Source organism: Microtetraspora sp. NBRC 16547 (assembly GCF_030268965.1).
Classification (GTDB): Bacteria; Actinomycetota; Actinomycetes; order Streptosporangiales; family Streptosporangiaceae; genus Microtetraspora.
Genome location: NZ_BSSE01000012.1, coordinates 104,060 through 131,050, shown reverse-complemented (window position 1 = coordinate 131,050; position 26,991 = coordinate 104,060). Strand labels below are relative to the sequence as shown.

The 26,991-nt window shown below is 70.1% G+C and carries 25 protein-coding genes and 2 pseudogenes; 9 read left to right on the top strand and 18 right to left on the bottom strand.

The genetic code is table 11. The annotated features are described in order from the left end of the window. The first annotated feature begins 87 nt into the window (after positions 1-87). From QSK17_RS18185 to QSK17_RS18170, 4 genes are all read left to right on the top strand, one after another. A complete protein-coding gene (locus QSK17_RS18185; protein WP_285706034.1) occupies positions 88-564 on the top strand; it encodes a GNAT family N-acetyltransferase in 477 nt (158 codons plus the stop codon). A gap of 362 nt (positions 565-926) precedes the next feature. Next, positions 927-1,460 carry an RNA polymerase sigma factor gene (locus tag QSK17_RS18180; protein WP_285706033.1) on the top strand — a complete coding sequence of 178 codons (534 nt, stop codon included), beginning with the start codon at positions 927-929 and terminating at the stop codon, positions 1,458-1,460. Next, positions 1,457-2,632, top strand: coding sequence for a CU044_5270 family protein (locus QSK17_RS18175; protein WP_285706032.1), 1,176 nt, complete (start codon positions 1,457-1,459; stop codon positions 2,630-2,632). Before QSK17_RS18180 ends, QSK17_RS18175 begins: the two co-directional genes overlap by 4 nt. A 273-nt stretch (positions 2,633-2,905) precedes the next feature. After that, the gene (locus QSK17_RS18170) at positions 2,906-3,397 is read left to right on the top strand and encodes a YajQ family cyclic di-GMP-binding protein (RefSeq protein ID WP_285706031.1); all 492 of its coding nucleotides are present in this window, start codon (positions 2,906-2,908) and stop codon (positions 3,395-3,397) included. Between the two features lie 191 nt (positions 3,398-3,588). Here the strand turns inward: QSK17_RS18170 and QSK17_RS18165 are convergent, their stop codons facing one another. Continuing rightward, complete coding sequence (locus QSK17_RS18165; protein ID WP_285706029.1) at positions 3,589-3,930, bottom strand: hypothetical protein; 342 nt, start codon at positions 3,928-3,930, stop codon at positions 3,589-3,591. A gap of 258 nt (positions 3,931-4,188) precedes the next feature. Between QSK17_RS18165 and QSK17_RS18160 the strand changes: the two genes are divergently transcribed. After that, on the top strand, positions 4,189-4,731 hold the full coding sequence (locus QSK17_RS18160) for a helix-turn-helix domain-containing protein (RefSeq protein ID WP_285706028.1): 543 nt from the start codon (positions 4,189-4,191) through the stop codon (positions 4,729-4,731). Positions 4,732-4,882: 151 nt separating this feature from the next. Here QSK17_RS18160 and QSK17_RS18155 read toward each other — a convergent pair whose 3' ends face one another. From QSK17_RS18155 to QSK17_RS18135, 5 genes are read right to left on the bottom strand one after another with little or no spacing between them, the layout of a single operon-like run. Beyond that, on the bottom strand, positions 4,883-6,085 hold the full coding sequence (locus QSK17_RS18155; RefSeq protein ID WP_285706026.1) for a peptidase C39 family protein: 1,203 nt from the start codon (positions 6,083-6,085) through the stop codon (positions 4,883-4,885). A gap of 14 nt (positions 6,086-6,099) precedes the next feature. Then, positions 6,100-7,959 (bottom strand): dipeptide ABC transporter ATP-binding protein, encoded by a 1,860-nt coding sequence (locus tag QSK17_RS18150; RefSeq protein WP_285706025.1) that lies wholly within the window; start codon positions 7,957-7,959, stop codon positions 6,100-6,102. Further along, complete coding sequence (locus tag QSK17_RS18145; protein WP_285706024.1) at positions 7,956-8,840, bottom strand: ABC transporter permease; 885 nt, start codon at positions 8,838-8,840, stop codon at positions 7,956-7,958. The genes QSK17_RS18150 and QSK17_RS18145 overlap by 4 nt, the downstream gene beginning before the upstream one ends. Beyond that, positions 8,840-9,784, bottom strand: a complete 945-nt coding sequence (locus tag QSK17_RS18140; RefSeq protein ID WP_285706022.1) for an ABC transporter permease — start codon at positions 9,782-9,784, stop codon at positions 8,840-8,842. The genes QSK17_RS18145 and QSK17_RS18140 overlap by 1 nt, the downstream gene beginning before the upstream one ends. Positions 9,785-9,792: 8 nt before the next feature. Beyond that, a complete protein-coding gene (locus tag QSK17_RS18135; protein WP_285706021.1) occupies positions 9,793-11,439 on the bottom strand; it encodes an ABC transporter substrate-binding protein in 1,647 nt (548 codons plus the stop codon). A gap of 204 nt (positions 11,440-11,643) precedes the next feature. Here QSK17_RS18135 and QSK17_RS18130 point away from each other — a divergent pair, with 204 nt between their 5' ends. Next, on the top strand, positions 11,644-12,657 hold the full coding sequence (locus QSK17_RS18130) for a hypothetical protein (RefSeq protein ID WP_285706020.1): 1,014 nt from the start codon (positions 11,644-11,646) through the stop codon (positions 12,655-12,657). A gap of 130 nt (positions 12,658-12,787) precedes the next feature. Here the strand turns inward: QSK17_RS18130 and htpX are convergent, their stop codons facing one another. From htpX to QSK17_RS18095, 7 genes are all read right to left on the bottom strand, one after another. Beyond that, complete coding sequence (gene htpX / locus QSK17_RS18125) at positions 12,788-13,639, bottom strand: zinc metalloprotease HtpX (RefSeq protein WP_285706019.1); 852 nt, start codon at positions 13,637-13,639, stop codon at positions 12,788-12,790. Positions 13,640-13,715: 76 nt separating this feature from the next. Continuing rightward, positions 13,716-15,167 carry an NADH-quinone oxidoreductase subunit N gene (locus QSK17_RS18120; protein WP_285706018.1) on the bottom strand — a complete coding sequence of 484 codons (1,452 nt, stop codon included), beginning with the start codon at positions 15,165-15,167 and terminating at the stop codon, positions 13,716-13,718. Continuing rightward, positions 15,164-16,660: a complex I subunit 4 family protein gene (locus QSK17_RS18115; RefSeq protein WP_285706016.1), complete on the bottom strand. Its 1,497-nt coding sequence runs from the start codon at positions 16,658-16,660 to the stop codon at positions 15,164-15,166. Before QSK17_RS18115 ends, QSK17_RS18120 begins: the two co-directional genes overlap by 4 nt. 103 nt (positions 16,661-16,763) lie before the next feature. Then, positions 16,764-18,602, bottom strand: coding sequence for an NADH-quinone oxidoreductase subunit 5 family protein (locus tag QSK17_RS18110; protein ID WP_285706015.1), 1,839 nt, complete (start codon positions 18,600-18,602; stop codon positions 16,764-16,766). Then, positions 18,599-19,042, bottom strand: a complete 444-nt coding sequence (gene nuoK, locus QSK17_RS18105; protein ID WP_285706014.1) for an NADH-quinone oxidoreductase subunit NuoK — start codon at positions 19,040-19,042, stop codon at positions 18,599-18,601. Before nuoK ends, QSK17_RS18110 begins: the two co-directional genes overlap by 4 nt. Beyond that, positions 19,020-19,769: an NADH-quinone oxidoreductase subunit J gene (locus QSK17_RS18100; RefSeq protein WP_285706013.1), complete on the bottom strand. Its 750-nt coding sequence runs from the start codon at positions 19,767-19,769 to the stop codon at positions 19,020-19,022. The genes nuoK and QSK17_RS18100 overlap by 23 nt, the downstream gene beginning before the upstream one ends. Then, positions 19,766-21,034 carry a NuoI/complex I 23 kDa subunit family protein gene (locus QSK17_RS18095; RefSeq protein WP_285706012.1) on the bottom strand — a complete coding sequence of 423 codons (1,269 nt, stop codon included), beginning with the start codon at positions 21,032-21,034 and terminating at the stop codon, positions 19,766-19,768. Before QSK17_RS18095 ends, QSK17_RS18100 begins: the two co-directional genes overlap by 4 nt. Positions 21,035-21,515: 481 nt before the next feature. Between QSK17_RS18095 and QSK17_RS18090 the strand changes: the two genes are divergently transcribed. Continuing rightward, on the top strand, positions 21,516-22,178 hold the full coding sequence (locus QSK17_RS18090; protein ID WP_285706011.1) for a ComEA family DNA-binding protein: 663 nt from the start codon (positions 21,516-21,518) through the stop codon (positions 22,176-22,178). Positions 22,179-22,270: 92 nt separating this feature from the next. Here the strand turns inward: QSK17_RS18090 and nuoH are convergent, their stop codons facing one another. The 3 genes and pseudogenes from nuoH to QSK17_RS18075 form a co-directional block, all read right to left on the bottom strand. After that, positions 22,271-23,224 (bottom strand): NADH-quinone oxidoreductase subunit NuoH, encoded by a 954-nt coding sequence (gene nuoH, locus QSK17_RS18085; protein ID WP_285706010.1) that lies wholly within the window; start codon positions 23,222-23,224, stop codon positions 22,271-22,273. After that, positions 23,217-23,648, bottom strand: a pseudogene (locus QSK17_RS18080) (NADH-quinone oxidoreductase subunit C); the annotation flags it as partial. The gene nuoH and the pseudogene QSK17_RS18080, both read right to left, overlap by 8 nt. Before the next feature lie 158 nt (positions 23,649-23,806). Next, positions 23,807-24,319, bottom strand: coding sequence for an NADH-quinone oxidoreductase subunit B (locus QSK17_RS18075; protein ID WP_061254126.1), 513 nt, complete (start codon positions 24,317-24,319; stop codon positions 23,807-23,809). Between the two features lie 197 nt (positions 24,320-24,516). On the opposite strand from QSK17_RS18075, the gene QSK17_RS18070 reads away from it, so the two are divergent. Next, positions 24,517-24,807, top strand: a complete 291-nt coding sequence (locus QSK17_RS18070; protein WP_285706008.1) for a hypothetical protein — start codon at positions 24,517-24,519, stop codon at positions 24,805-24,807. On the opposite strand, the pseudogene QSK17_RS36190 reads toward QSK17_RS18070, so the two are convergent. Both QSK17_RS36190 and QSK17_RS18065 read right to left on the bottom strand, forming a co-directional pair. Beyond that, positions 24,717-24,938: pseudogene (locus QSK17_RS36190) on the bottom strand (M48 family metallopeptidase); the annotation flags it as partial. The gene QSK17_RS18070 and the pseudogene QSK17_RS36190 sit on opposite strands and share 91 nt — an antisense overlap. Positions 24,939-24,996: 58 nt before the next feature. Beyond that, entirely contained in the window at positions 24,997-25,368 is a 372-nt protein-coding gene (locus QSK17_RS18065) for an NADH-quinone oxidoreductase subunit A (protein ID WP_285706007.1), read from the bottom strand. 146 nt (positions 25,369-25,514) lie between these two features. Between QSK17_RS18065 and QSK17_RS18060 the strand changes: the two genes are divergently transcribed. After that, positions 25,515-26,990: a polysaccharide deacetylase family protein gene (locus QSK17_RS18060; RefSeq protein ID WP_285706006.1), complete on the top strand. Its 1,476-nt coding sequence runs from the start codon at positions 25,515-25,517 to the stop codon at positions 26,988-26,990. Position 26,991: the final 1 nt, after the last annotated feature.

Below are 26,991 nucleotides of genomic sequence, written 5' to 3'. Positions count from 1 at the left end.
CGTGAGCGTGACACCGGTTTGTCCCGCCGCGAACCGTAGGGCCGTACGGCTACGAGGACCCCACCGTGTACGCGAGATGATTGCTCCATGATCAGATGGGCTGACAACGAGGATCTTGCAGGACTGGTCGAGGTCGAACTCGCGGCTGACCGCACCTTCGCCCCTCTGGGCATCGTCTTCCCGTCCGGCACCACGATGATCGAGGATTGCGACGACCCCGGACGTGTGATCGTCGCCGGTCGGCCCGCGGTGGGATTCGCCCTCCTCGGGCAGGTCGACGGCCTGGTGCATCTCGATCAGCTCGCCGTGCATCCCGACCATCAGAGTGAGGGCATCGGCACGCGGCTGCTCAACGCCGTCTGTGATGAGGCCGCGGCCCGCGCCAGCGCCGTAACTCTCACGACATTTCGTGACGTCCCTTGGAACGCGCCTTGGTACGCCCGCCGCGGCTTCGCCGTATTGCCACCGGAGAAGTGGGGACCGGAGCTGCGGGCCTTGGTCGAGCATGAGCGTGCACTGGGCCTCGAACTGGCACCCCGCGTGGTCATGCGCAAGGACGTCTGAGCCTGTGGACCGCTGACGTCCGTCAGGAACGAGGAGAGGAATCCGACAGCCGACGACGATTTCGCGGCTCGGCCTCAAAGACACAGCCCATAATCTTGCGCGTCCGACTCTCAGCGCTCCCAAGCTCCCGGAGCTTGGGAGCGCTGCGTCGTTCCGGGATGCGGGCCTCTGCGGCGGGGCAGGCCGAAAGCTCTCCACGGCCTTCTCGACCACGCTTCGGCGTCCAGGGTGTTCCGGATCATCTCCACGACAGCGTCCACCTGTCTCCTCACGAGATCACCGGGGAACCGATCAGGGCCGGTAATGCTTCCGATATTCCGGACATGGAATCGGGTGACCGATGATCCAAGTGAGGAGGCCGGATGGGATCGGATTCCCACGGCCGGTTCGTGCAGATATACGAACACGCCTACCGCCCCATACTCGGGTACGTCCTGCGCCGCTGTGAGGACCCCGACGACGCGGCCGACGTGGTGGCCGAGACCTTCGTCACCGCGTGGCGGCGTATCGACGAGATCCCTTCGGGGGACGAGGCACGGCTCTGGCTGTACGGCGTGGCCCGCAGGACCCTCGCCAACCACCGGCGGGGCGAGCGGCGGCACGAACGGCGCACCGCCGCACTGCGCGAGCAGCTCGCCGTCTCCCCGGCGCTGGCCGACCCGCCACCGGGCGAGTACACACAGCTCGGCCGGGCCTTCGCCGGCCTCAGTGACGACGACAGGGAGCTGCTGTCGCTGGTCGCCTGGGAGAAGCTCGACACCAAGCAGGTGGCGCGAACGCTCGGGATCACGCGCAACGCCGTACGCGTCCGCCTGCACCGCGCGCGCAAGCGGTTCGCCCGCGCTCTGGCCAACGCCGGAATCGACCTTCCGCTCCTGGAGAGGACCGCACTGTGAACCTGACCGACCTCGCCAGAGTGCATGACGACGACCTGGACGACGACCCGGCCGGGCAGGCGTCCGGAGCGGGGGCCCAGGCGCTGCTGGCCTCGATCATGTCCGAGCCGCCGGGGCAGGGCGGCAGGCCACGCGCGAAGCGACTGCGTGGGCCCACGCCGTGGCTGGCCTCCGCTGTGGGATTGGCCGCCGCCGCGGCCCTGGTGGTCACCTTGGTGGCGGCGCCGGACGGGCAGATCCCGCGCCCGTCTCCCACCACGGCCTCACCCGGAAGCCAGCCGTCGGCGAGCCAGGTCCTGCTCGCCGCCGCGTCCGCCGTCATGAAGGCGCCAACCGCGCCGACGTCGGGCGCCTACTGGCGTACCACCACGGTCTCCTCCATGGACGCGATCTCGCCTGATCGCGGCTACATCGTCAGACGGCGCTCCTCGAAGGAGGAGTGGCTGGCCCGCCGGCCGGGAGCGCAGAGCTGGTGGATCTCGCAGTACCTCGGCGCGAAACCGCTCACCGACGAGGACGAGGCCGCCTGGCGTAGGGCCGGCTCGCCCACCGAGTGGAGGTATCCGCTCGACATGACCGGGCTTGTCGGGGCCAACTCCTCGGAAGTAGTACGAGCCGCCGCGGAGGAGAAGACGGCCACGCGGTTGCGCGGCAAGTGGAAGGGCGTAGGCGGGTCTTTGACGAAAGAGTCCATGACCTGGGACGAGATCCGCCGCATACCGAGCGGCGAGCGAGAGCTGCGCGCCTACCTCGAACGGCGCATCACCGCCCTGGCCAAGGGCGACTACGGGAACGACCCGGAATGGCGGGAGTCGGCCCTGCAGGGGAGCTGCATGGACATCGTCTTCTTCCTGCCGGTCTCTCCCGCCGTCCGTGCCTCCGCCTACCGCATCCTGGCCACCATTCCCAAGATGACGTCTCTTGGCAAGGTGAAGGATCCGCTCGGTCGTATGGGCGAGGCACTCGGGTATCAGACGCGCGACAGCATCCGGGGGGGCACCAACCAGATCGTGATGGTGATCGATCCCGAGACGGGTATGCCGCTCTCGCAGTCGTCGACGACCACGGTCGAACTCGCCGACGGGCGTACGACAGAAGTCACCAGCTTCACGGCCTACCGGCAAATGGGCTGGACCGACGACAAGCCATCTCTGCCGGCCAAGCGCTATTGACCCTCCTCCTGCGGCTTGTCGCTCTACGGTCGTCACCGGCATCGAGCGGTACGCGACCGGGTTCGGCCGGGCGCGAGGCGTCGGCTCCGACTCAACCGTTGCGGGGCCGCCGGCGCAGTGGCTCACACCGCCTGCATCCCAGCACCGGGCGATGCTCGCTAGGCTGATCTGATACGTGAAGGTGTACCGGGTCGGGGCGCGTAAGCCAGCGCGCATCGTGGTGACGCCACTCTGGGCGAACGACGAACCGGCAAGCTGAGAAAGGTCAGTGCTTTGGCAGATTCGTCATTCGACGTCGTCAGCAAGATCGACCGCCAGGAGGTGGACAACGCGCTGAACCAGACGGTCAAGGAGGTCGGGCACCGGTTCGACTTCAAGGGCACCGGAGCGAGCATCTCCTGGTCCGGTCAGAACGACGTCGAGATCAAGGCGAACAGCGAGGAGCGCGCGAACGCCGTTCTTGACGTGTTCCAGGAGAAGATCATCAAGCGGGGCCTTTCGCTCAAGGTCCTCGACGCGGGTGAGCCGAAGCTGTCCGGCAAGGAGTACCGCCTGATGGTCGCCCTCAAGGAGGGCATCGACCAGGAGAACGCCAAGAAGATCTCCAAGATCATCCGGGACGAGGGTCCGAAGGGCATCAAGGCGCAGATCCAGGGTGAGGAGCTCCGGGTCAGCTCCAAGAAGAAGGACGACCTCCAGGAGGTCATCTCCCTCCTCAAGGGCAAGGACCTCGACATCGCCCTGCAGTTCACCAACTACCGGTGACCGAGCGGTGATCTGAACGGGTCACCGCTCTCCGTTTCACGGTGATCCTGATGGGTCACCGCTCTCCGTTTCACGGTGATCCTGATGGGTCACGCGTGCCGTGCACACCGGCCCCTCGGTCCCCCATCGGCACCCCTGTACCAGATCCGCCCCGAGCAGGTCGCTCCGCTCGGGGCGGATCTATGCCGGGCTCAGGCGCGCTTCCACCGCCATCTGCCGTTGCTGTACTGCACGCACTTGTACTTGCGGCCGCTGTATTTGTCGTAGCCGTACTTTCCGCGCGCGGCGGCCGGGCAGAACGCCCCGGGGGTCACGCAATTCCACGAGTCGCCGACCCGCTGCACGCTGCACGCGGCGGACAGCGCGGACACGGACGCCGAAGCCGACACAGATGCGGAAGCGGGAGCGGGAGGGGCGAGCAGGCCGAGGCCGAAGACGGCGACGGCGGCCAGCGAGGCCCTGGAGAGAAGAGAGCCTCTGGACGCTCCAGAAGCCAAGCGGGTGGGAGACGCCGAAGCGGCGGGGATTCGCATGCGCAATCTTTCTGGACGGGGATTGTGAGAGTGGAATACACCCCGGCCCCCGCTTTGTCCCGCTAAATCGCCAAGATTGGCATAATCTCGCTGGAGAACTCACCGCAGGGCACATCGAGGGCACGTGAGACCACGAGAACACCGACAGCCACGGCCTCCGGCGGCCGCGTTCATGGCTCGCCGGGCGAGACGGCTGTCCGCCGCGGCCCGTCCCCGCGCGAGAGCGGCGAGAGCCGTACGAAAGCCGGTGGTGTCCGAGTGACCGCGCTCTCCGAGCAGGTGCGGGCCGCGATCGCCGACAACGTCCGGCACGCCCGCCGTACGCGAGGGCTCAGCATCCGCGACCTCGCCGACCGTTGCGGGTTCAGCAAGGCCCTGCTGTCGCAGATCGAGCGCGGCCTGGCCAATCCCACGCTGGAGGTCCTCTCGGGCATCGCCGAGGCCCTGGAGCTCTCGTTCGCCGACATCACCAGAACCCCGTTGTACGAGCCTCAGGTGATGCGGCGCACGGCGGCCGACGCGGCGGCGCGCACGCTGCTCAGCTCGGTGGACCCCCGCCGCTTCGAGATCTACGAGTCCCTGCTGCCGCCGGAGCACAGCCACGAGAGCGCGCCGCACGGCCGGGGGTCGGAGGAGTTCGCCTACGTCGTCTCCGGCGCGGTGACCCTGGAGATCGCGACCTGGACGGTTCGGCTGCGCGCCGGGGACGCGGTCCGGTTCTCGTCCGAGGCCGAGCACAGCTACCAGGCCGGCGCACGGGCCACCCGCCTGCTGACCATGGTCTCCATGCCCTCCGGCTAGGGAGGCACCTAGCCGGACACTCCCTGGCCCACCTTCCGGACCTCCCTTTCCGGCGGGCTCGAAACCTCCCCCCGTACGGCCTCGGGTCTCGTCTACTGCCAATCGCCGCGAAAATCCCGGTGAGCCGTCCTGAGACGGCCCGTGCGGTGGGTCAGGCCGCCCGGAGCACCACCATGCTGCGGTAGCTGGGCGCGCCGTACCACGCCAGCCGGTCCAGCGTCGCGGCGGGCAGCGGCAGGTCGAGGGCGTCGAGGTAGGTCTCGCCCAGATCCGCGTCCGTCCACGGATCGTTGGCGTAGAAGATGTCACCGTCCACGCTGTGCACCGTGATCCAGTGCGGCGAGGGCTCGGCGTGCATGCCGAGTTGCTCGATCAGCACGAGCACGATGGCGCCGTCGGCCAGGGCCGCACGCAGCTGGTCCAGGTCGAACGCCGTCGTCTCGACCGCGATGCCCCGACCGGCCAGTTCCGATCGGAAGCCCGACTGGATGAACTGCCGCAGATCCCGTTCCTCGTCCGTACGGCAGAGCTCCAGCAGGGTCGGCCGCTCTGTCGACAGCAGCACCTCCGGAACCGCGCCCCGGTCCGCCGCCGCGAGCGCCAGCCCGAGCGGGTCGCAGCCGGCCACGGTCGTGGCCTCGCGCCACATGCGCATCTCCTCGGCCCGGTCCGGCGCCTCCTGCAGTCCCAGCCCGCAGAGCGCCAACTGCAGCGCCACCGGCCCGCAGGTGAAGTCCGTGGTCTGCCGCATGTACGGCAGAGCCCGGTCGGGAGCCGCCCCCCGCCACCGCACCTGCCCGTAACCGGTGTCCGCCTGGTCGCTGGTGACCGGCGCCGCCCACACCGGGACCGGCGCCTCCTGATAGCCACGTTCCAGCGAACGCCGCCAGGCGGTCGTCCCACCCGCTTCCGCCGATCCGGTGTCCCGCACGGTGCCGGCTTCACCACCACCGGAGCCGGTGGCTTCGCCGTTCGCCGGGTCCTTGGTGGCGAAGAAGCGCTTGACCGCGACCGCGCCTTCCCTCCAGGCCCGCTCCTCGATGGTGTCCACCAGGAGGTCGGCCACCCGCTCGTCCGGCGCCCAGACGTCGACGATCTTCCGGTACGCGGTCAGCGGCCGGTGCACCTCGAACGCGGCCCCGACCAGCTCCCCGCCGGCCCGCGCCGTGACGAGGGTGCGCGCCTGGATTCCCCCGGCGCGCCGCCAGCGCCGCAGCATCTCCTCCGGCAGGTCCGGGATCCCGTCGGCGACCTGGCCGACATCCCCGATCACCGGCAGTACGTCGATATCGATCGCACCGGCATCGGTCGCACCAGCGCCGGCGACGACCGCATGGACATCACGTTCAGACATGTACGCGCAATCTCTTAGTCCGCCGCCGGAATCGAGGCCAGCAGCCGTTGGGTGTATTCATGTGCCGGAGCGCCCAGCACGGAATCGACGGGTCCGGTCTCCACCACGCGACCGTGGTGCATGACGTAGACACGATCCGCGATCTGCCGGGCGACCGCCAGATCGTGGGTGATGAAGAGCAGCGTCAGGCCGAGCCTGCGCCGTAGGTCCGCGAGCAAGTTCAGCACCTGCGCCTGGACGGACACGTCCAGCGCGGACACCGACTCGTCGCAGACCAGCAGGCCGGCACGTGGCGCGAGGGCGCGGGCGATGGCGACGCGCTGGCGCTCGCCGCCGGACAGCGCCCGGGGTCGGCGACGTGCGTACGCCGCCGGAAGCCCCACGAGCTCCAGCAACTCGCCCACCTCGGACTTCGGCCGCCCGGCCGCCCGCAACGCCTCGGAGAGCGAGGTGCCGATGGTCAGCCCGGGATTGAGCGCGGAGTACGGATCCTGGAAGACGATCTGCACCCGCCTGGCCCCCGTGGCCGCGCCGTGGAAGACGATCCGGCCGCTGTCCGGCCGCTCCAGACCGACGACGCACCGGGCGAGAGTGGTCTTGCCCGAGCCGGACTCGCCGACCACCGCGACCGTCTCCCCTGCCGCGATCTCCAGATCGACGCCGTCCAGGGCCGGTACGGCAGAGCCGGGGAACCGCTTGGCCAATCCCTCCGCGGTGAGCAACGGCGACGCCGATACTCCCTGGCCCTCCACCGTGAGCAACGGCGACGCCGAGCCTCCGGCAGACCCGCCCTCGGCTGAACCACCGCCCACAGAACCCGTTCCGGGCGCGAGATCACCGGCCCCCTCTGGAGAGGCCACCGGCAGGCCGGCCGTCTCGGGACGCAGGCAGGCCGCCCGGTGCCCCTCGGCCACCTCCGCCAGCTCAGGCTCGGCCGTACGGCAGGCGTCGACGGCGAACGCGCACCGCGCCGCGAAGGCGCACTCCGCATCGACCGACCACGGCCGGGGCACGGAGCCGGGAATCGTCGGCAGCACCGCGAGCCGATGGGTGAGCGGGGGATCGCAGGCAGCCAGCCGCGCGGTGTACGGGTGCGCGGGCGCGTCCATCACCCGGGCGGTCGGCCCCTCCTCGACCAGCCGGCCCGCGTACATCACCATGATCCGGTCGGCCCGGCTGCGGGCGAGGCGCAGGTCGTGGGTGATCAGGATCAGCCCCATGTCGCGTTCGCGCTGGAGACGTGCGATCAGTTCCAGGACCTCGTGCTGCGTGGTGACGTCGAGCGCCGTGGTCGGCTCGTCGGCGATCAGCAGATCAGGGTCGGCGGCCAGCCCGGCGGCGATTGCCACCCGCTGGCGCATCCCTCCGGAGAGCTGGAACGGGTACTTGTCCGCGACCTCGGCGGGCAGCCCGACCTCGGCCAGCAGCCGGGCCACACGCTCGGCCCGCCCTTCCGAGATGGCCCAGCCGATCTGATCTCCGCAGCGATGCACCGGGGACAGCGAGGTGAACGGGTCCTGGAGCAGCAGCGCGATCCGTGACCCCCGCACGTCGCGCCACACCGCCCCGGGTGCGGCCAGGTCGATCTCCCGGCCGGGACGCCCCTTCCGCCCGTCGCTCGCGTCCGTACGGGTGGGAAGCTCCATCCGGCCGCCCGCGTGCACTCCCTCGGGCAGCAGCCCGGTCAGCGCCTTGACGGTCATCGACTTGCCGGATCCGGACTCCCCCACGATGGCGACCGTCTCGCCGGGAGCCACGGTGAGATCGAGCCCGGCGACGATGATGCCGGAGGCCGAGGCCACCCGAAGATCGCGTACGGCCAGGAGCGGAGTCGGCGTCGGCGCCTGCTCCGGAGCCGTCATCGGTGTCGTCATCGGGCCACCATCCGTCGGTCGAGCAGGTCGGAGAGCCAGTCACCGAGCAGGTTCACCGCCGTGGCGGTCAGGATGATCAGCACCCCGGGCACGACCGCGGCGAGCGGGTTGTCGCCGAGCAGCTGCCGGCCGTCCGCGAGCTGGCGTCCCCAGTCGGGGGCGCCCGGCGGGACGCCGAGGCCGAGGTACGACAGCGAGGAGAGCGCGACCAGCGCGAAGGCGACGTTCAGCAGCAGGTTCGCCACCACGATCGGGACGATGTTCGGCGCGATGTGCCGGAACATGATCCTGGACGGCCGGATGCCGAGCACCCGTGCCGACTCGATGTACGGCCGGGGCGCCTGCTCGATGACCGCGCTGCGCACCAGCCGCACGTCCGACGGCGAGAACAGCACGATCAACACGACGACGGTGACCCAGTAGCCCCGTCCGACGAGCCCCGCGACGACGATGGCCAGCAGCACCGCGGGAAGCGCGAGCAGCAGGTCGGCGTAGCGGCCGGCCAGCATGTCGACGATCCCGCCCCGGTAGCCGGCGAACGTGCCGAGGAAGAACCCGATCAGCATCGATCCGACCGCGACCACCAGCGGGCCGGCCAGCGCGGAGCGAGCGCCCGCGAGCGAGAGCTGGAGGATGTCCCGGCCGAGCTGGTCGGTACCGAACAGGTGGCCCTCGACGCCGCCGCCGACCACTCCGAGATAGATGTCCTGTTCCAGCGCCTTCGGGGCGATGAGCTCCTGCGCCAGGGCGCAGATCGCGACGAAGGCCAGCAGCACGGCCGACAGGATCGCGACGACCGGGATCCGCCTCCGGCGCCGGTTCGACGGCCCGCTCACGCGACGGTCCGACCCGCTCATGCGCTGGTTCGACGGCCCGCTCATCACCGCACCGTCCTGGCTCGTACGCGTGGATCGATCAGCAGGTACGACAGGTCGACGAGGAACGCGGTCACGGAGACCACGAAGGCGACGGCCAGCGTCAGTGCCTGCACTACCGGGATGTCCTTGAACAGCACGGACTCCTCCATCAGCGACCCGAGGCCGGGCAGGGCGAAGGTGACCTCGATGAGCACGGTTCCGCCGAACAGGTAGGCGACCATCAGGCCCAGGCTCGTGACAATCGGGATGGCGGCGTTGCGCAGCACGATGCGCAGCGTCGCGCTCTCCGAGAGTCCGCGCCCGCGGGCGAAGGTCACGTAATCCTGGTCGAGTTCGCGGATCACCGCGGCCCTGGTCAGTTTGACGACGAACGCGCCGAGCCCGAGCGCCAGCGCGACCGCGGGCAGCGCGAGATGCCAAAGGGAGTCGAAGAACCCCTCGCCGGTGCCGTAGATCGGGAACCAGCCCAGGCCGAGCGCGAAGACGTACAGCAGCAGGAGGCCGACCGCGAAGCCGGGCGCGCTGACCCCGATGACGGAGACGGTGACGAGCACCCGGTCGAGCCAGCGGCCGCGCCGGACCGCCGTCACGATGCCCGTGGGGATCCCGACGAGGACCGAGAGCAGGAACGCCAGCCCGGCGGTGGCCGCGGTGATCCCCGTCTTCTCCAGCATCAGCGGCCCGATCGGGCGTCCGGTGCGGATGGAGGTGCCGAAGTCACCGGTGACCGCGTGCGTCAGCCACCGCCAGTACTGCTGCAGGAACGGGTCGTCCAGGTGGTACCGGGCGCGGATCTGGGCCAGCGCCTCGGGCGTGACGTTGCGGGTGCCCAGCAGGTTGCGGGCGATGTCCCCCGGCGCGAGGTACAGCATCGCGAACACCAGCAGCGAGAGGGCGAGCAGCAACAGCAGCGTCGCGCCCGCTCTACGCAGGACGAAAATGATCATCAGGCTTTTCACTGGGCCGCGTACAGGTGTTCCGGCCAGTTGGCCATCAGGGTGTATGAGGTGTAGTCCCGCACGCCGACCGCGCCGCTCAGCGCGATCGCGGACTGTCCCCACCACAGCGGGAGGTACGCCACGTCGGCGGCCTGCGCGCTCTGCGCCTCGATCAGCAGCGCGGCCCGCTTGGCCGGGTCGGACTCGGCCTCGGCCTTCGCCATGGCCTCGGTGATCGCGCCGTTGGTGTACTTCGCCGGGTTGTCCGCACCGAGGAACCAGTTCGCGAGCTCGCCCGGATCGCCGGTCGTGTTGAAGTACCACATGTAACTCAGCGGCGGGAAGGTGTTCAGTTCGGCCAGCCACTGCTCGATGGGCAGTTCCTTGACGTCGAGGGTGATCCCGATCTTCTTGAGGTCCGCGGCGAAGGCGAGCGCGGCCGTGCCGAGATGCGGCCCGGTGCTGGGATACGAGAGCGAGACGGTGAAGCCGTTCGGCACCGAGGACTGGGCGAGCTCCTTCTTCGCCTGCTCCAGGTCGTACGCGTACTGCGGGATCGCGGCCAGTTCCTTCGTCGCCTGCTCCGGCGTCCACAGCCCGCCGAACTGCTCGGGCGTGGACAGCGCGGTCGCGACCTGGCCCCGGCCGTGCAGGATGTTCTTGACGATCGCGTCGCGGTTCACCACGTGCGCGATCGCTTTACGCACGTGGACGTCGTCGAACGGCTTGGCCGACACGTTGAAGGTCAGTCCGGCGTAGGAGCGATCGGCGGCGTAGACCACGCGGGTGCCGGGCGCCGACTCCCACTGCCGGGCCTGGGCCAGCGGAACGTTCAGCGACATGTCGGCCTTGTTCGCCTTCCACGCCAGCAGGCGGGTGCTGTCGTCGGCGATGAACTCGAACCGGATCTTGGCGACCTTCGGCCGGGTGCCCCGCCAGGTGTCCACCCGGGTGAGCTCGACGTGCGAGTCCGGGGCGAACTCGGTCACCTTGTACGGCCCGGAGCCGACCAGGAGCGACTGCGCGGTGCCGATCTGGTTCTTCGCCTTCTCCCAGACGGCCTTCGGGGCGATCCACAGCGCGTCGACGTTGGACGGGATCCAGCCGAACGCCTCGTCGGCGGTCTTGCTGGTCAGCGTGATCTCGTTCGCGCCCGACTTGGTGGCCTTGTCGAGGTTCGCCCAGTAGCTGGCGGTGCTCGGCGACACCTTCGCGTCCTTGGCCATCTCGATCGAATGGAGGATGTCGTCGGCGGTGACCGGGCTGCCATCGTGGAACTTCGCGTCGTCGCGGATGGTGTAGACGTAGGTCGTCGGCGACGTGCGCTCGACCTTCGACGCCAGGGCCGGCACGATCGCGCCGGAGGTGTCCACGCCGACCAGGCCCTCCATGCAGACGCCGGCGACGTAGTAGTTCAGGATGCCGGACTCCTGGCCCGGATAGAGGTTCGACAGCGACCCGGGCAGCGCGACGCGGAGCAGCTCGATGTCCTTGCCGGTGTCCGTGCCCGCCGCGGCGCTCCCGCCGGACCCGGACCGCTCGGCCGCCGGCGCCGCGCCGCACGCCTCCAGCAGCGTGGCGGCAGACAGGATGGTCACACCCGTCACGGCCGCTTTGAGCAGCCCGCGACGGCTGAACGCGCCGCGCTCGTCGATACCCGCCATGCCACACCTTCCCGGCACCATGATGTGTCTACCAAAACGCCCCAAATGGCTAGATGCAGTAAACACCATCCATATGGGAATCTTCTAGAGGTTTCCCACTTAAGTGATAGGAAAAGGTATGTAACCTTCGGCACATCGTGGCCTATTCGTAACGCAACCTTTCGACCACTCCCGGCATCTACTAGGTGACGAAAGGAGCAAGCGATGACAAGGAAACTGGCGATCCTCGCCGCCGCCGTCGCCGCGACGACCTCCGCGCTGGCGATCCCCACCATGGCGGAGGCGAAGACGGGAGCCGCCTCCGCCGCGAACGCCCAGATCCGCTACGTCTGGGTGAAGTCCTGCGGGGAGAAGGACTACACCGTCCCCTGCGGATCCTGGAACTTCGTCACGCGCGACGGCAAGACCCGTACGCTCGGCGATGCCCGGGTCTACGCGGTGAACGCCCGCGGCAAGGTCGACAAGGAGTCGCTCGCGGCGCTCGCCATCAGCGATGACGGCGAGAAGGTGGCCTACTTCCGCAAGTCGGACAACAAGCTGGTGATCCGCGACCTCGCGACGAACCGGGTGCGTGCGCTGCCCGGCACGGCGAGCCGCCTGCCCAAGGGCCTCGGCATGAGCGACCTCGTCACCACGCTGTCCCCGGACGGGAGCAGCCTCCTGATCGACTACCAGGACGAGAACGACAAGCTCCCGTCCCTGCTGGTCAACATGGCCACGGGCAAGATCGCCAAGCTCAGGACCGATCTCTACCTCCAGGGATTCAGCCCCGACAGCCGCCACGTCCTGGCGTCCCGGTACACCCGCGAGAACACCACCGAACTCCGCGTCCTCGACGAGAACGGCGCCACGACCGGCCGCAAGGTCGTGCCGCAGGTGATCGCGAACAACACGCCGCAGGCCCTGGCGAACGACGGGAACACCGTGGCGGTGATGATCAACATGACGGGCGGCAAGCAGCGGCTACGCGTCTACGACCTGGAGAGCGACAGCGTCGGCGACGCCGTGAACGTGAACGTGCCGAAGAACGAGACACCCCAGCAGCTCAGATGGGACGACTCCGGCAACCTGACCGTGTGGGAGATGCGCAGCGACAAGGACGGCAACACGAACGGGCTCGTGCGACGCACTCTCGACCCCACCTCGGGCGGCACCACGAAGACCGACTCCTTCCCGCTCACCGCCAAGGTGTACATGTGGTGGGTGCCGGGCGAATGACCCAGTGCCACACGTAAGGACGTAAAGACGACAGGGCCGGTCACGCACCCTCGCCTCGACGTGACCGGTCTTTTCATGCGCCCTCACGCGCCCGCCGGCGCGGAAGTGTCTTGACGTGCGTCCACTGCCGTCAGCGGCGGTAGCCGGCCATCCGCTCCAGCCGGGCGACCCGCTCGGCGGTCGCCGGGTGGGTGGAGAACAGCTTGCCGAGTCCCGCGCCGCGGAACGGGTTCGCGATCATCATGTGGCTCGCCGACGCCAGCCGCCCGTTCTCCGGGAGCGGCAGCCGGCGGGCCCCCATCTCGATCTTGCGGAGCGCCGAGGCGAGCGCCAGCGGATCACCGGTGAGCCGGGCGCTCGACTCGTCCGCCGCGAACTCGCGCGACCGGGAGATCGCCATCTGGATCATCGAGGCGGCGACCGGGCCGAGGATCATCATGAGCAGCGCGCCGATGAAGCCCGGGCCGTCGTCGTCATCGGATCCGCCGAAGAACATGCCGATGTAGCCGAAATAGGTGATCATCGTGGCCAGCGCCGCCGCGACCGACGAGATCAGAATGTCCCGGTTGTAGACGTGGGACAGCTCATGCCCGATCACTCCCCTGAGCTCCCGCTCGTCCAGCATGCCGAGGATGCCGTGGGTGACGCAGACGGCGGCGTTGCGCGGGTTGCGCCCGGTCGCGAACGCGTTGGGCTGCATGGTCGGGGAGACGTAGAGACGGGGCATCGGCTGCCGAGCGTCGTAGGACAGCTCCCGGACGATGCGGTAGAGGACCGGCTGCTCCACCTCGCTGACGGGCCGAGCCCGCATGGCGGACAGGGCGATCCGGTCGGAGAAGAAGTACGCGACGCCGTTGGTCAGAAGCGCGATCACGAGAGCCAGCCGCACACCGGAGCCCCCTCCGAGCCAGGCCCCCACCGCCAGGATCAACGCGGAGAGAGCCCCCAGAAGGATCGCGGTACGCAGGCCGTTGTGGTGCACGCCTCCTCCTCACGATTTGGTGCGTTCACCCTTACCAACGTGTGTGGCCTGGCCGAACGTTCCCAGTGGGCAAGGCTCAGCCGGAGGCGGAGAGGACCAGCTGCGGAGCGACGCAGAACGCCAGCGTGACCAGGACGGCGACCCCGACGGCCACCATGACGGGCACCGATCGGGTACGGCTCACGCCCGCCGGACCGGGCGTGAACAGCTGGGCCGTCCAGGCGATGTAGTAGTAGAGCCCGATGACGGTGTTGACCGCCATCACGACGGCCAGCCACCCGAGGCCGCCGGCCACGATCTCGCGGAACACCACGACCTTGGCGAACAGCCCCGCGAGCCCCGGCGGCAGGCCGGCCAGGCAGACGAGGAAGAAGCCGAGCGCGACGGCCGTACCCGGCCGTTGGGAGGCCAGGCCGCGGTAGTCGTCCAGCTCGTTCCGCGGCGCCGTCCGGGAGACCAGCATGACCACGGCGAACGCCCCGAGGTTCATCGCCGCGTAGATGACCAGATACGCCACGGAGGCGCTGACCGCGCGCCCGCCGATCACGGCCAGCGGGGCGAGGATGTAGCCGGACTGGGCGACCGACGACCAGGCGAGCAGCCGCAACGCGGCGCGCTGGCGCAGGGCGAGGACGTTCCCCGCCGTCATGGTCAGCGCGGCCACGACCGCGACGACCGGGCCCCACACGGCCGCCTGGCCCGGCAGCCCGGTGGTCAGGATCAGGATCAGCCCGGCGAACCCGGCGGCCTTGGAGACGACCGAGAGCAGCGCCGCCACCGGGACCGGCGCGCCCTGGTAGACGTCACCGGCCCAGAAGTGGAACGGCACCGCGGCCACCTTGAACGCGAACCCGGCCAGGACCAGCACGACGGCGACCGACACGGCTCCGGAAGCCCCGGGAGCGGTGGACGAGAGGGCCGCGGACAGCCGCTCCAGGTAGAGGGTCCCGGTCAGGCCGTACAACAACGAGATCCCGAACAGCATGATCGCGGTCGAGACCACGGAGACGAGGAAGAGCTTGAGCGCCGCCTCCGAGGCCCGTCCGTCGTACCGCTTGAGCGCGGTCAGCGCGAACACCGGCAGGGAGACCACTTCGAGCGCCACGACGAGCGTGGCCAGGTCACGCGCGGCGGGCAGCAGGACCGCCCCGGCCAGCGCGCACAGCAGCAGGAAGTACCACTCTCCGGCGGGGATCCGGCGGTCGGCCAGTTCGCCCATGGACAGCAGCACGACCACGGCCCCGGCGCCGAGCAGCAGCCCGGACAGCACCAGGGTGAACCCGTCCACCACGAAGGAGCATCCGCCGCCGCCCAGTGACGCGGGCACGCAGAACGTGCGCCGTTCCCCGCCGCCCACGGCCTGCGCCACGACGACGCCGAACGCCGCGACGACCCCGGCCAGCGTGACCAGCCCGAGCACCCCCGGCGTACGGCGGGGCAGGAAGGCGTCGAGCAGCAGCACGGCCCCCGCCACCAGAGCGAGGATCAGCGGCGCGGCGATCGCGACGTAGTCGATCGACTGGATCACGTGCCCACCCCCGGGAGCATCGCCTGCACGGCGGGCGTGGTGATCGCGAGCAGGGCCTTGGGCCACAGGCCGAAGAGCACGGTCAGCACGACCAGCGGCACCCAGGCGGCCAGCTCGTACGCGGTCACGTCGCCCAGCCCGCCGGGCGGGCCCTCCGACGCCGCCGGACGGCCATGGGTCACCCGGGACAGCATGCGCAGGAAGTACGCCGCGGTCAGGACCGTCCCGAGGCCGCCGACGACCATGAACGTCAGGAACAGCGGCCGGGACAGCTCCGCGGCGGGCCGGAACGCCCCGAACAACGCGAGCATCTCGCCCCAGAACCCGGCCAGCCCCGGCAGCCCCAGCGACGCGACGCAGGCGAAGGTCAGCAACGAGCCGATGTACGGCAGGCGGCCCAGCATCCCGCCGCCCAGCCGGGCCATGTCGGCCGTGCCGTACCGGTCCTTGACGGCCCCGGCGACGAAGAAGAGCAGCCCGGTGATCAGCCCGTGCGCGACGTTGCCGAACAGGGCGGCGTTCACGCCCACCGGAGTCAGCGTCGCGAAGCCGAGCAGCACGAACCCCATGTGCCCGACCGACGAGTAGGCGATCATCCGCTTGAGGTCGCGCTGAGCCAGGCAGGCCAGGGAGCCGTAGATGATGCCGATCACCGCGAACGCCCCCAGCCAGGGGGCCAGCGCGGCGGCGCCCTCGGGCAGGATCGGGATCGCGATGCGCGCGAAGCCGTACGTGCCCATTTTGAGCAGCACCCCGGCGAGCAGCACCGAGCCGACGGTCGGCGCCTCGGTGTGGGCGTCCGGCAGCCAGGTGTGCAGCGGCCACATCGGCGCCTTGACCGCCAGCCCGGCACCGATCGCCAGGAACGCCACGATCTGCGCCGAACGCGCGATGCCGCTGCCCCGGGCGAGCGCCACCATGTCGAGGGTCCCGGCCTGGGACCAGACGACCAGCACCCCGAGCAGCAGGACGGCGGATCCGAGCAGCGTGTAGAGGATGAACTTCACCGCCGCCGCCCGGCGGCCCGGACCGCCCCAGATCGCGATCACGAAGTACATCGGGACGAGGACGACCTCGAAGAACACGAAGAACAGCAGCAGATCGAGCGCGAGGAACGTGCCGATCATGCCGGTTTCCAGGACCAGCAGCGTGAAAACGAGCGCCCTCGGCCTGCTCGGCGGCCGGCCCGCCAGGTGGACGAAGCACAGGAACGTCAGCACCGCGGTCAGCACGACCAGCGGCAGCGAGATCCCGTCCACGCCCAGGTGGAACCGCAGGGCCAGGCCCGGGATCCACGACACATCCGTCTCGAACTGCATCCGTGCCGCGTGGCCGTAGTCGAAGCCGACCGCCGCCACGACGGCGAGGGCCAGCGTCGCCCCGGAGACGGCGAGCCCGTACCCGCGCGGCACCCGTCCCGCGAACCTCGGGAGGAGCAGCGCAGCGGCCCCCAGCAGGGGAACGGCGAGCATCGCGATCAGGATCCAGCTCATCGGCGGGACACCTCCCGGGCGGCACTACGCGGCATCGCGGTACCAGAGGACATGGCGGCGCCAGGGGACATCGCGGCGTCAAGGGCCATCGCGGCATCACGGATCATCCGAGCACCACCACCCCCACCGCGATCAGGAGCACCCCGGCGAGCAGGCCGGTGACGTAGAGCTGGGCGTTGCCGTTCTGCGCGAGCCGCAGCAGGCCGGACAGGCCCACCGCCGCCCGCCCCGAGCCGCGTACGGCCCCGTCGACGACCCGGTCGTCCGCCCGCACGACACCGCGCGCGAGCCGCAGGACGGGACGGACGACCAGCCGGTCGTAGACGGCGTCCAGGTAGAACGCCCGCTCGCAGGGCACCCGGAACGGACCGAGCATCCTCGCCGGATCCTGCTCGGGCGACGAGCGCCAGAGCGCGTAGACGACCCCGGCGCCGAGCAGCGCGATCACCACGCTGATCGCCGCCGACTCCCAGTCGAGCTCGCGCACCCCGGCGAACCCGAGCAGCAGGGCGGGCACGGCGAGCAGCACGACGGGCCAGAGCATGGAGCGGGGAACCGCCGGTCGCCCATGGCCGTGATCGCCCGCGTGGGACGGCGCGCCGACACGGCGGGAGCCGAAGAAGGTCCGCAGCCAGGCGCGAGCCGAGTAGGCGCCGGTCACCCCGACGGTGACGAGCGCGCAGCCGTACAGGAAGAGCTGGGCGGGGCCGTGCGAGCGCTCGATGGCCGCGATCACGGCGTCCTTGCTGAAGAACCCGCTGGCCGGAGGCAGTCCGGCGAGCGCGGCGAAGCCGATCGTCATCGCCCAGAACGTCACGGGAAGGGGGGTGCGGAGCCCGCCCATGTGGCTCATCAGGTTCGATCCGGCGTGGTGGATGACCACGCCCGCGCACAGGAACAGCAGCGCCTTGAACGCGCCGTGCGTCACCAGATGGAAGATCGCCGCGTGCTCCGACCCCGCAGCCAGCGCCGCCGCCATGAGCGCGAGCTGGCTGATCGTGGAGTACGCGAGCACCCGTTTGAGGTCGTCCTGGGCCAGGGCGGCGAGCGCCGCGCCCAGCATGCCCACGGCGGCGAGCACACCGAGCACGTCCAGCGTGGGCTGGGCCGCGAGGAAGGCCGGATAGAGCCGGGCGACGACGAAGATGCCCGCCGCGACCATGGTCGCCGCGTGGATGAGCGCGCTGATCGGAGTCGGTCCGGCCATGGCGTCCGGCAGCCAGGTGTGCAGCGGCACCTGCGCGCTCTTGCCCGCGACGCCCGCGAGGAGCAACAGCGTCGCGGCGACCAGCGTGCCTTTCGGGAGGTCGGCGGCGAGGACGTCGTCGATCCGGAAGCTGCCCGCCGACAGGCCGAGCGTGAATATCCCGAACAGGAATCCGACGTCACCGAGCCGGGTGACGAGGAACGCCTTGACCGCCGCGCGGGAGTTGGCCCGGTCTTCCCACCAGTGCCCGATCAGCAGGTAGGAGCACAGGCCCATGATCTCCCAGCCGACGTACAGGACGATCAGATCGCCCGCGTAGACGACGAGCAGCATGGCGCTGGTGAAAAGGCTGATGAACGAGCTGTACGACGGGTAGCGCGGCTCGTCCCGCATGTATCCGACCGAGTACACCTGGACCGCCAGCGCCACGACGGTGACGAGGACACCGGTGAGCGCCGACAACTCGCCGACCTGGAGTCCGACCGAGATGGGCACGGACCCGGTCTCGATGTCGGCCAACGTCCCCGCCGCGCCGGTCTCACCGCTGATCGCCTGCCACGCGGCCAGCCACACCGCCGCCACAGCCGAGATCGCGACAGGCAGGACGGCGAACCACGCCGCCCGTCGCCGGGCCGTACAGACCGGCGTGCGACGGCGTGGGATCCGCGACCCGAGCAGCCCGGCGGCGGCCCCGGCGAACGGCAGCAGGATGGCGAGAACGGCCAGGACGATCATCCGGCCTCCGAACGGTCGGTCGAGCCGGGAGCTGGGCCGGTTGGTCCGAACGCGGTAGACACGATCGGGCCTGAGCCGGTCGGATCGGCCGGGCCCGGGCTCGTGAGATCGCGCTCGGCGAGATCCCGAAGCCGGTCGATGTCGATGGTCCGGCGATTCCTGAAGACCGAGAGCACGATCGCCAGGCCCAGACCCACTTCGGCGGCCGCGATCACGATGACGAACAACGTGAGCACCTGGCCGCCGTGCAACTGATCCCGCAGCCAGATGTCGAAGACGACCAGATTGAGGTTGACCGCGTTGAGCATGAGCTCGACCGACATGAGCACAAGGATCGCGTTGCGTCGCGCGAGCACGCCGTAGACGCCGATGGAGAAGAGCAACGCGGAGACGATCACGGGATAGACGACGTGCACGTCAACCGCCGTTCCGGGAGACACCGTCAGAGCCGGTCTCCGGATCGCTCCGCGGCCCTCCGCCGGAGCCGCTCTCGGGTGTTGTTCCCGGTTCTCTGTCCGCCCTCGTCACGGGAGTGGATCGCGACACCCGCTCCGGCCCGCCTTCGGAGTCGCCCGCCGTGGGCGCGGATGCGCCGGGGGCGGCGTCGGGTCCGGGCAGGCCGGTGGCGCGGCTCGCGCCGCCGATGTCGGTACGGGAGAGGACGATGGCGCCGATCAGCGCGGCCAGCAGGAGCACGGACAGCGCCTCGAACGGAAGGACCCACGACCGGAAGATGCTCGACCCGAGTGAGGCCGCCGCACCACGACCGGGCTCCAGCGGCGTATAGGCGGTCGCGAAGCCCTGGACGACCACGGTCACCAGGACCGCGGCCGTCGCGAGCGCCACCAGCACGGCCGCCACGCGGTTGCCGGAGTCGAGGTCGGCGCTACGACCGATGGGCGCGCGGGTCAACATGATGCCGAACAGCAGCAGCACGACGATCGCGCCGACGTAGATCAGCACCTGGACCCAGGCCACGAACTCGGCGGTCAGCACCAGATAGCCACCGGCCAGCGCGCCGAAGCAGACCACGAGCCAGAGGGCGGCGTGGACGAGTTGTTTCGTCGTCACCACCAGCAGGGCGGACCCGAGAGCGACGGCGCCGAGCAGCAGGAAGACGACTTCCTGCGCGGTCGGCGGCCACAGGTCCGGCACCTGCGATGTCACGACTCGCCTCCCTGATCAGGTGGCGCGTCCTTCTTCGGCAGTGACCCGGGTGGCCGGATCGAACGGACATTCCGCAGCGGGCTCGGAGGCTCGCGGCGAACTGAACGTTCCTTCTCGGCCGGTGATCCCGCCCCTGTCGGCTGGCCACCTGTGGACGCGTCCCCCGCGGACTCGCCACCTGTGGACGTGCCCTGTGCGGACGTGCCCTGTGCGGACGTGCCCTGTGCGGACGTCCCATGTGTGGACGTCCCATGTGTGGACGTCCCATGTGTGGACGGCGTGCCCGGTCCTGGTGGCGACGACCTTTCCTTTGGGGATTCCGGTCCTGTGGACTCTTCGTCGGCGGAGGCTCCTGCCGCAGGAGGCTCCGTGGGCTTCGTGGGCCCGGTGGTTCCGGTGGGCTCGGTGGGCTCGGTGGGCTTCGCACCTGCGGCCGACCGCTGGGGCAGTGCCCCTGGGGGGCGGATCGCGCGGATCGCGGCCGGGCCGCGCGGCGCCTCCCGCCGTGCGCGGGGGCCGCCGCCGGAGCCGCCGGGCCGACCGGTGCTCTCCGCCGTCTCCGCCATGCCGGAGGGACCCGAATCCGCACTCCCCGCCGTGCCGGAGGGACCCGAATCCGCACTCCCTGCTGTACCGGAGGCGCTCACGGCGTCGGCGGTGCCGGGGCGGCCGGAGCCGGCAGAACGGTCGGACTCACCGGGACGACCGGCGGTCGGACGGCCGGACTCCTGCCGCGCCGACGGGGGCTGACCCGCGGGTCCCCGGGCCGACCGGGACGCGGCGGCGGCCTCCTTGGGCGGCTCGGCACCGATCTCATGCGGCGGAGGAGGGGGCACACTCTCGACCCACTCGCCCAGCCGCTCCTTTTCGTGCAGTAGGTCACGAATGTCGTATTCGGCGTACTCGAACTCGGGCGCCCAGAACAGCGCGTCGAACGGGCACACCTCGACGCAGATGCCGCAGTACATGCAGAGCGAGAAGTCGATCGCGAACCGGTCGAGCACGTTACGCGCGCGCGGCCGCCCGCCTTCCGGCGCCGGAAGAGTCTCCTTGTGCGAATCGATATAGATGCACCAGTCGGGGCACTCGCGGGCGCAGAGCATGCAGACGGTGCAGTTCTCCTCGACCAGGGCGATGACGCCCCGGCTGCGAGGAGGCAGGTCCGGCTGGACCTCGGGGTACTGCTGCGTCACCGATTTGCGCACCATGTGCTTGAACGTGACCGCCAGCCCCTTGGCCAGCCCTTCTCCTGGTATGCGCGCCACAATTCCCCATCATCGCGCACTACGGACGAGACGTGAATGCGGCGATCCGCCCGTCTGTGTTTTCCACAGTTTCCACAGGCTTCTCCACTGGTTGTCCACAAGTGGCGCGGTGGAAAGGCCTTATTCTGCCAGTATGCGGCCCCCACATCCCGGTCCCCCTCCACAGTCGCCGTACGGGCAGGCACCGCACGGGCAGACGTCCGATGCGCCGCCCACCATCCCGTTGCGGGCGCCCTATGGGCAGGCACCGCATCGCCAGGCGCCGTACGGGCAGGCACCGCACGGGCAGGCTGGTCACGGGCAGGCTGGTCACGGGCAGGCTGGTCACGGCCTGGCACCGCAGGGTCAAGCGCCGTATGCGCACACGCCGCACGGACCGGTGCCGCAGGGGCAGGCGCCCGCCATGCCCTCCGCTCCCCCACAGCACCCCGCGTACGGACGGCCGCCACACGGGCCGGCGCCGTACCGCCAGGTGCCCGGCATGCCGCCCGCCCCTGTCCCACACCCGCCAGGGGGACGGACATTCCTCAGCGTCCTGTGGTCGCTGGTCCCTCTGGGGACCGCGGGGTTCCTCACCCCGGTCTCCTTCCTCTACGCCGCGCTCAAGCTGCGTACGCAGATCGCCTGGGCCGCCCTCACGCTCTACCTGGTCGGCGCGGTGACCATGGTCGCCACCAGCGGTCCCACCGGCCCGCTGGGCGACGCGCTGTTCGCCGCGAGCATGCTCCTCAACACCGTCGGCGGCACCGTGCACGCCTTCACCATCCGCCGCCGCGTCTTCCCCCGCCCCGACCCGGTGGCGTACGGGAACGACCAGGCGATCCAGTTCGCGCAGCACCGCCGCGAGCTGCGCCAGGAGGCGCGCGAACTGGCCGAGCAGGACCCCGGGCTCGCCATGGAACTGCGTATCGGGCGGCCCGACCTGCCCCGGCGCTATGACGACGGCGGCCTGGTGGACATGAACCACGCTCCCGGCCCGGTGATCGCCACCCTGCCGGGGATGACGCCCGAGCTGGTCGAGCAGATCCTTGAGGCCCGGAAGACGGTCGGCACCTTCAGCTCAGCTCTGGAAGTGTGCGTCACGGCGAACCTCCCCGCCGACCTGACCAGCCCGCTCACTGAGTACACCGTCTACCTGCCCTGAGGAAGCGTTCCGAGCCGTCCGGACGAGCCGCCGTCACCCCGCCGCATCCACGATCTCGGCGATACCCCTCAGATGAGCTGTAGCAACGAATGTCAGGCCGTGATGATCTTGACGACACCGGTCAGGGTGAGCTGGAGCAGGGCGAGCGGCACCAGGCCGACCCAGGCGAGCTTCTGGAGCTGGTCCTCACGCAGGCGCGGGTAGCTCACCCGCACCCAGATCACCACGAACGCCAGCGCGAGCACCTTCAGAAGCGTCCACACCGGGCCGGGCAGCAGCGGCCCGTGCCAGCCACCCAGGAACAGCACGGTCGTCAGCGCCGACATGACCACGATCCCGGCGTACTCGGCGAGCATGAACAGCGCGAACCTGATGCCGGTGTACTCGGTCATCGGGCCCATGATGATCTCGGACTCGGCGATCGGCATGTCGAACGGGGGTCTGCGCAGCTCCGCCAGCCCGGCGACGAAGAACACCACACCGCCGATGGCCTGCCAGGGCAGCCACCACCACTGCCACTGCTCCACGATGCCGCGCAGCGACAGCGTGCCCGCGGCCATCGCCACGCTGGACGCGGCCAGCACCAGCGGCAGCTCGTACGACACGAGCTGGGCGGCCGCCCGCATGCCACCGAGGACGCTGTACTTGTTGGCGGACGCCCATCCGGCCATGATCGCCCCAAGCACGCCGACGCCCATGACGGCCAGGACGAAGAACAGCCCGGCGTCGAGGTCCACCCCGTACAGCCCCGGCCCGATCGGGATCACGATCATCACGACGAGGTACGGCACGAGCGCCACGGCCGGCGCGATGGCGAAGATCCGGCGGTCGGCCGCCGCCGGGATGACGTCCTCCTTCTGGATGAACTTCACGCCGTCGGCGATGAGCTGGGCCCAGCCGTGGAAGCCACCGGCGTACATGGGCCCGAGGCGCGACTGCATGTGCGCCATCGCCTTGTGCTCCATCTGCCCGACGATCAGCGGCAACGCGAGGAACACGACCACGATCACGACTAACCGGACCGCGACGTCGAGCACCTCACTCACCACGTTCCTCCTGGTCGGACGCGGCTCCCTGGCCCCAGCCGGACGGCACGCCCGGCGGGAGCATCTTGCGGCGGCTCGGCGATCCGTGGCCGGACTCGCCGGGCTCCTTGGCGCCGGGCCATGCCTTGGCGACCCTCGCCGCCAGCACGAAGTCCTTGCGCAGCGGATGCCCCTCGAACCCGTCGGGCAACAGGAGCGGCCGCAGGTCGGGGTGCCCGTCGAAGACGACGCCGAACATCTCGAACGTCTCCCGCTCGTGCCAGTTCGCCCCGCGGAAGACGCCGGTGGCCGTGGGCAACCGCGGGTCCTCCTTGGGCACCCGGGTGCGTACGAGCAGGTGGGCCATCGCGACCGGGTCGAAGACGTGCGCGACGACCGAGAAGCCGTCCGGCGGCTCGTCCACGCCGGTCAGCCAGTCGAAGAAGACGAACCCCTCGGCCTTGGCGAAGGCCAGCAGATCGATCCAGTCCTCCGTCGCCACGTCCGCGACGGGCTCGCCGAAGGAGTCGGAGAGCCGGGCGCGCGAGCCGTACCTGGACTGGATCGCGGCCGGGATCCCGGTGCCGGCGTCAGGGGAGACGGTCACGCGCCACCACCCTGGTAGCGGTCGCCGAGCGACTCGGCGGCGATCTTCTCCTGGAGCTTCATGATGCCGTGGAGCAGCGCCTCGGGCCGGGGTGGGCAGCCGGGGACGTAGACGTCGACCGGGATGATCTGGTCCACGCCCTTGGTCACGCAGTAGGAGTCCCAGTACGGCCCGCCGCAGTTGGAGCAGGCGCCGAACGAGATGACGTACTTGGGATCGGGCATCTGCTCGTAGAGCCGCTTGACCGCCGGGGCCATCTTGTCCGTGACGGTGCCCGAGACGATCATGAGGTCGGCCTGGCGGGGGCCGTTCGCGAACGGGATGACCCCGAACCGGATGAAGTCGTGCCGGCTCATCGACGTCGCGATGAACTCGATCGCGCAGCAGGCCAGCCCGAAGTTGAACACCCACAGGGAGTACCGCCGGCCCCAGTTGAGCACGAACTTCATCGGTTTGGGAGCCAGCCGGGACACCGGGCCGACCGTCGGCATCGGAAGGTTCACCGCCATAAGGGCCATTCTCCCCCCACCACGGCCACCGGTACAGCGCCGTCCTCGCGCACGCCCACGCCGTCCATCCATGTGCGCCCGCTGTCAGCGGCGCCGCGCCCGAGAAACCCACGCCGCCGCCTCCCGGCCGAAGCCGCAGGCCGGCCGCCCCGGGCAGGGGCGGTGCTCGCTCGGCGGCGGGCGCCCTGGTGATCAGCTTGTCCATCAGCCCGGCCACGGCGACCGGCGAGGCGACCCGGGCCGCTCTGTCGTCGGCGGCGTACCCGGCGAGCTGCGACTCTCGGTACGTCAGCGCCTCCAACACCATGATCACGCCGGTGACCGGCAGCCGAACCAGCCACGTGAAGGCGTTGACCGCGATCGCGGTGCTGATGGTCCGGATGCTGCCGCCGACCCTCATGCGCACGGCCGCGCGGCGGATCTCGTTAAGGGTGGCGATCGCGCTGGTCACGTACGACCGGCGACGGGAGTCGCCGTTGCCGGCGTGACCCATCTCATGGGCCAACAACGCGACACGCTCCTGGGGCTCCAGGGCCAGCCACAGCGGCAACCCGATCGTCAGCACGTGCCTGCGGCGGAACCCGACGGTCGCGGAGGAGGCGTTGACCTCGCCGTCCACGACGACGATGTCGACGGGCGGCGCACCCGCCTCACGACCGACCCGAGTCGGGTCCAGGTCACGTCCAGGTCAGTACGCGCTTGCGCCAGGCGTAGAGGATGCCGATGGCGATGAAGACCAGGAAGACGAACATCTCGATCAGCGTGGTGGCGCCGAACCCGGGCGAGGCGAAGACCGTCGCCCACGGGAAGAGGAAGACCGCGTCCACCGCGAACACGACATAGAGATAGGTGAAGACGTAGTAGCGGACCTGGGACTGGGCCCAGCCCTCGCCGACCGGATCGACGCCGCACTCGTAGGTCAGCAGCTTCTCCGGGGTGGGCCGGTGGGGGCGCAGCAGCCGATTGACGAGCAGGCCTCCGGCGACGATGGCCAGCCCGAGGCCGAAGAGGACGACGACGACAAGATAGGAGCTGAAATACCCGTTCATGCCCGCCTCCGAGCCCGTACGGCTTCCGCCACGATCATAGCCGCGTCACCCCCTTGTTACCGTTTGCAGCCAAAAGATGCGCGGTGATCACACAAAGGGGCAGTAAAAACGCCGTATTGCCGAATATTGCCTCATACCCTCCAGTCATGCCCCCACTCGGATTCGTCGGCGTCGTCACGTTGCTGGTCGTCGTCCTGGCGGGCTGCGGGTTTCCCCTGCTCGGAGGCCACCAGGACGGGAACGCCAGCGTCGCGTCGGAGCCGACGGTGCTCACCTTCGCCGATCCGGCCGAGGTGGCGGGGCTGTCGGTGGCGACGATCTCCAGCGGCACGGCCAAGCCGCACATGCACGTCAGCTATCCCACGCTCTCGGACGCGCCCGCGCTCAACAAGCGCCTCAAGGACGAGCTGTCGGAGAAGGCGCGGCGGTTCTCCGAGAAGACCGCCAACCAGGAGGGGCTGTCCAACCTCGAATACAACGTGGACTGGCAGCTCACCGCCGCGTCCCCCGACGCCGTCGGGGTCCGGTTGCGGGAGAGCCGGTACACCGGCCGCATCTGGGTCGACTCCTACCGCACCCTCTGGTACGACCGGCGGGGTGAGAAGGTGGTGGACTCCACCAGCCTCGTCTCGAACATCCAGCAGTTGTCGGCGACGGTGCGCAGGCACCTGCCCAGCGACGCGCCGGTCCACGCCGAGAGCGTCGTCGTGGACCCCGAGCTCTACGACTCGCTCAACTTCAACACGCGAGGCGACCTGGTCGTGGAGTTCGACGGCCAGGAGTCCAGCCCCGGATCGACCGGCCGGGTGGCCGTGGCCATCCCGCGCAAGGAGGCCGACGAGCTGCTGACGACGTTCGGACGCGAGGTCCGCACGGCGGTGGCCGAGACGGCCACCCGCCCGCTGTCGGTGAAGCTGGACGACAACCCGGTCGCGGTCAGCTCGCTGAACGGCACGGTCGACTGCGCCGTGGCGAAGTGCGTCGCGCTGGCGTTCCAGGGCGGGCCGGGGCCGTACACCGACCGGCTGCTGGCGGCGCTGTCCGCGCACGGCGCGCGTGCCACGTTCTTCATGGTCGGCTCGAACGCGGCGGCCGCGCCCGGAGTGCTGCGCCAGATGCGCGACCAGGGCGATCTCGTCGCCAACCAGACATGGGCCCACCGGGATCTCACGCTGCTCCCGACCAGCGGGATCTACGACCAGATCCGGCGCGCCCAGCACGCGATCGGCGTGGCGACCGGCCAGCACCCGTCCCTCCTCCTGCCGCCGTACGGTGCGACGGACGCCAGGGTGGCCGACGTCGCGGGCGAGCTGGGCCTGTCGATCGTGCGGGGGACCGTCGACGCGGGCGACGTGCCCGGCGCGACCCCGGAGGAGATCGTGCAACGCGTGGTCGACGGCACCGAGCGCGGCTCGATCATCCTGATGCGCGACACCGACCAGATCACCGCGGACGCGCTTCCCCAGGTGCTCGAGGAGCTCGGCAAGCGCGGATTCGTCTTCGTGACCGTGCCCGAGCTTTCTGGCTCCGGCCAGATGACGCCGGGCCTCACCTACTCCTCCCCGATCGTGCCCTCCGGCGTCGCGCCTACCGGCGGGTCGCGGAGCCAGAAGGTACCGTGAA

Coding starts and splice junctions, on each gene's coding strand:
- QSK17_RS18185 (WP_285706034.1), top strand. CDS start 88: ATGATCAGATGGGCTGACAACGAGGATCTTGCAGGACTGGTCGAGGTC.
- QSK17_RS18075 (WP_061254126.1), bottom strand. CDS start 24,319: ATGGCGGTGAACCTTCCGATGCCGACGGTCGGCCCGGTGTCCCGGCTG.
- QSK17_RS18090 (WP_285706011.1), top strand. CDS start 21,516: ATGCCGCCCGCCCCTGTCCCACACCCGCCAGGGGGACGGACATTCCTC.
- QSK17_RS18060 (WP_285706006.1), top strand. CDS start 25,515: ATGCCCCCACTCGGATTCGTCGGCGTCGTCACGTTGCTGGTCGTCGTC.
- QSK17_RS18165 (WP_285706029.1), bottom strand. CDS start 3,930: ATGCGAATCCCCGCCGCTTCGGCGTCTCCCACCCGCTTGGCTTCTGGA.
- QSK17_RS18145 (WP_285706024.1), bottom strand. CDS start 8,840: ATGAGCGGGCCGTCGAACCAGCGCATGAGCGGGTCGGACCGTCGCGTG.
- QSK17_RS18180 (WP_285706033.1), top strand. CDS start 927: ATGGGATCGGATTCCCACGGCCGGTTCGTGCAGATATACGAACACGCC.
- QSK17_RS18155 (WP_285706026.1), bottom strand. CDS start 6,085: ATGTCTGAACGTGATGTCCATGCGGTCGTCGCCGGCGCTGGTGCGACC.
- QSK17_RS18110 (WP_285706015.1), bottom strand. CDS start 18,602: ATGATCGTCCTGGCCGTTCTCGCCATCCTGCTGCCGTTCGCCGGGGCC.
- QSK17_RS18115 (WP_285706016.1), bottom strand. CDS start 16,660: ATGAGCTGGATCCTGATCGCGATGCTCGCCGTTCCCCTGCTGGGGGCC.
- QSK17_RS18150 (WP_285706025.1), bottom strand. CDS start 7,959: ATGACGACACCGATGACGGCTCCGGAGCAGGCGCCGACGCCGACTCCG.
- QSK17_RS18135 (WP_285706021.1), bottom strand. CDS start 11,439: ATGGCGGGTATCGACGAGCGCGGCGCGTTCAGCCGTCGCGGGCTGCTC.
- QSK17_RS18130 (WP_285706020.1), top strand. CDS start 11,644: ATGACAAGGAAACTGGCGATCCTCGCCGCCGCCGTCGCCGCGACGACC.
- QSK17_RS18140 (WP_285706022.1), bottom strand. CDS start 9,784: ATGATCATTTTCGTCCTGCGTAGAGCGGGCGCGACGCTGCTGTTGCTG.
- QSK17_RS18065 (WP_285706007.1), bottom strand. CDS start 25,368: ATGAACGGGTATTTCAGCTCCTATCTTGTCGTCGTCGTCCTCTTCGGC.